This window comes from Methyloterricola oryzae (assembly GCF_000934725.1).
In the GTDB taxonomy this organism is placed as follows: domain Bacteria; phylum Pseudomonadota; class Gammaproteobacteria; order Methylococcales; family Methylococcaceae; genus Methyloterricola; species Methyloterricola oryzae.
The window spans coordinates 1-2971 of sequence record NZ_JYNS01000059.1; the positions used below are offsets into that span (position 1 = coordinate 1).

4 protein-coding genes and 1 pseudogene are annotated in these 2971 nt (G+C 60.4%); all 5 read left to right on the forward strand.

What is annotated here, in order from left to right:
- The coding region (locus EK23_RS23815) for an NHL repeat-containing protein (protein WP_045227391.1) at positions 1-394 on the forward strand (394 nt) is incomplete at its 5' end.
- A 105-nt stretch (positions 395-499) separates the two neighbouring features.
- Positions 500-931: a hypothetical protein gene (locus tag EK23_RS21185; RefSeq protein WP_045227392.1), complete on the forward strand. Its 432-nt coding sequence runs from the start codon at positions 500-502 to the stop codon at positions 929-931.
- Positions 932-1011: 80 nt separating this feature from the next.
- Positions 1012-1470: an IS110 family transposase gene (locus tag EK23_RS24835; RefSeq protein WP_052808434.1), complete on the forward strand. Its 459-nt coding sequence runs from the start codon at positions 1012-1014 to the stop codon at positions 1468-1470.
- 324 nt (positions 1471-1794) lie between these two features.
- The gene (locus EK23_RS21195) at positions 1795-2061 is read left to right on the forward strand and encodes a transposase (RefSeq protein ID WP_145998785.1); all 267 of its coding nucleotides are present in this window, start codon (positions 1795-1797) and stop codon (positions 2059-2061) included.
- A 228-nt stretch (positions 2062-2289) separates the two neighbouring features.
- Positions 2290-2771: pseudogene (locus EK23_RS21200) on the forward strand (IS5 family transposase); the annotation flags it as partial.
- Between the last annotated feature and the right edge of the window lie 200 nt (positions 2772-2971).

Consider the following 2971-nt stretch of genomic DNA (forward strand, 5'->3'; position numbering starts at 1 on the left):
AGCCGGCGCCCCCCAACTCGCCGCCTTCGACCTCAACGGCAACCCGGTCCGCTACTTCGGCGCCACCACCCCGCTCGACTTCACCTTCGCGCTCCCCACCACCCACACCTACCTCGACGTCGCCGTCGATGGCGCTAGACAGATCTACCTGCTCTACTACACCGGCGATGGCTCACAGCCCGCCCAGTACCGCATCGACGTCTATACCCCCAGCGGCACCCTGCTCAACAGCAACAGCCCCGGCACCAACGTGCCCCACCTCGCCGTCGACTACTGGCGCAGCATCTATGCCGCCAACTACACCCCCCTGCTCGATACCGCCACCGGCCAGCCCCGCATCGACCCCGCTCTCGGCGTCGCCGAACCCTCCCTCAGCCGCTTCGATCCACTATGAAGCCTCCGACAAATTCCCGCATGCTGCGCAGGAAGCAGGCCGGGATTCTCTCAACAGGCAAGCCCACCTGTCGCAAGCAACCTAACGCATGAGAAATACGTTCATATGAAAAGCCTTGCTTCGCACTGTCAGTCGAGCCGAAACCGCCTCCTCACGTCAGTCCTGAAGTTCTGGCAACTTTTGCTCCTGACCTTCACCCTGTGCCTGATCGCCCATCCCGCCTCAACGGTAGCGGCCAAGCAGAAGGCCACGCCCGAGAAGACCGATGCCTGCCTGGCCGGCGTGCCAGTGACGGCGCCCATACCCCCGGCGGTGCGTGTGGTGCAGTTGGTGAACTGTTCCACCGAGACGATCCTGGGCGCGGCCAATGCCGCCAAGAACGACCCGAACGGCTCTTTGACCTCGATCTTCCCACGCGAGGGTACCTGGGTTATGAAACCAGCCGGTTCGCCCAACAACGCGAATGTGATCACCCTGGACATCCCGCCGGAATGGGCCGATACCAAGAAGGACGGTAGCGTGGCGCCCAACATCTAGGCGCGCACGGGCTGCCGTTTCGACATCGCAGCGGACAAGGCCCAGTGCGAGACCGGAAGCTAGGGCATACAGTCAAATTGATGGCGCCACAGTTCGACAAGGCTTCGTTCAGGACCGGACGGCTCAGGCCAATCAGATTCGAGGGCTGTTGGCGGAATGGCGTGGTGATTCCCCGTGGCATCCATTCCCTGCTGAAGCGGATTCCGGAACTCCTTGAAGATGATGAGAGCGGGCTGGATGACCGTCTGCGAAGCACTTTGTACCGCTTGTGGCAACATCTGACAGATCTGGATCGACAAGTACGGGAACTGGAGGCCGAGATCGTGGCTTGGCACCAGGCAAGCGATGCCAGTCGGCAGTTGGCTAGAGTGCCAGGTATCGGCCCAATCATTGCCACTGACGTGATTGCAACAATCGGTGACGGGCGTCAATTTGAGAGCAGGCGGAATCTGGCTGCTTGGCTGGGGTTAGTACCCCGCCAGAATTCCACGGGCGGTCGCGCGACCTTGCAGGGAATTAGCAAACGAGGTGACCGCTAGCCGTCTAGTTGAGTCAACTAGTTGATGCCACCGGCTGCAGAAGTTTCCAAAGTACACGAAGAGACCTCGCCACAGATTGCATAGGTACCGGCATCGTGAGGACAGATAAGGTCAGACCTGGATGGGGCCAACCTGGAGTGGACACAGGGCTTTCAGCCCGCGATAGTGATCAGGCCCCCATCAGCGAATTTCATCAGGGACTGGAGCAAAGGCTCCAACAGTCCGAATATATGACCGCACTCTTACTTTTCTGCTCGAATCGAGACCGGCGCCTGGCAACTGAGGGGCGACCATATATATCCACTTATTTTCTTGGTGGACACTATGGCCGAACACACTAAGCGCATTCGGCGGCAGCGCAGCGCCGATTTCAAACGGCAGGTGATGGATGCCTGCAGAAAGCCCGATGCCTCCGTTGCCGGGGTAGCACTGGCCCACGAGATCAACGCCAATCTGGTACGGCGCTGGTTGCGCGAGCAAGGCATTGTGGCGTCGTCGAAGCACGTGGCCGCGGAGACGAACGTGCTCGATTTCGTGCCGGTGCAGGCAGCTCATGAACTCGGTGCCTGGCTGCAGGCCTGGTTGCGATGATCCGGGTGGAAGCGGTCTGGTTGTCGACGCCGCCGCTGGACCTTCGCGGCTGTTAGCTGCGCTGGGGATTTTCTTCCGCTCGGGGCGTCACAGACGCTCCGCGTAAACTTACCGCATTACTTCTGTCCCCGCTTTCGGGATGCAGTCTCCTTACTGCAGTCGCGAGCATTTCCCGGTTGCGTTCACGATTGAGCGTACAACTGCACCGTTCTGGAAATAGAGATACGTGTCGTAGATGCCACCCTGATTGCCGCTCCGCCCTCGACCAAGAACCAGGGTCAGCAACGCGACTCCGACATGCACCCGACCAAGAAGGGCAACAACCGGCACTTCGGGATGAAGATGCACATCGGCGTCGATGCCGCCTCCGGGCTGATTCACACGGCAGTCGGCACGGCGGCCAATGTCAGCGATGTGGTCATGGCCGGCGAACTGCTGCATGGCCAGGAACGCCGGGTATATGCCGATGCCGGCTACACCGGGGTCAGCAAGCTTGAGGAACATGCGGATCGCGCAGTCGACTGGCATTTCGCCCTGAAGCGCGGTCAGTTGAAGCGACTCCCAGACGATGAATTGGGCGGCCTGACCCGCCAAATCGAGTGGCTTAAAGCCTGTGTCCGGTCGAAGGTCGAACACCCGTCCGCACCGTCAAGAACCTCTTTGGCCACCGGAAAACCCGATCTCGTGGGCTGGCGAAGGACACCCATCAATGACAAGTGCTGTTCGCGCTGGCCAACGTCTATCGCGTTCGACACCAACTGCTCGCCATGGTTGCCGCCTGAGGTCACAGGCAAGGTGTGCCGGCAGTTCATTGCGGGGCGGAAATCCCAGGCGAACTTGCCCCAAATACCGCCGTTTCGGACCACTTTATGACTGACCAACACCCCAATAGGGTCCAACCGGCCTAAAC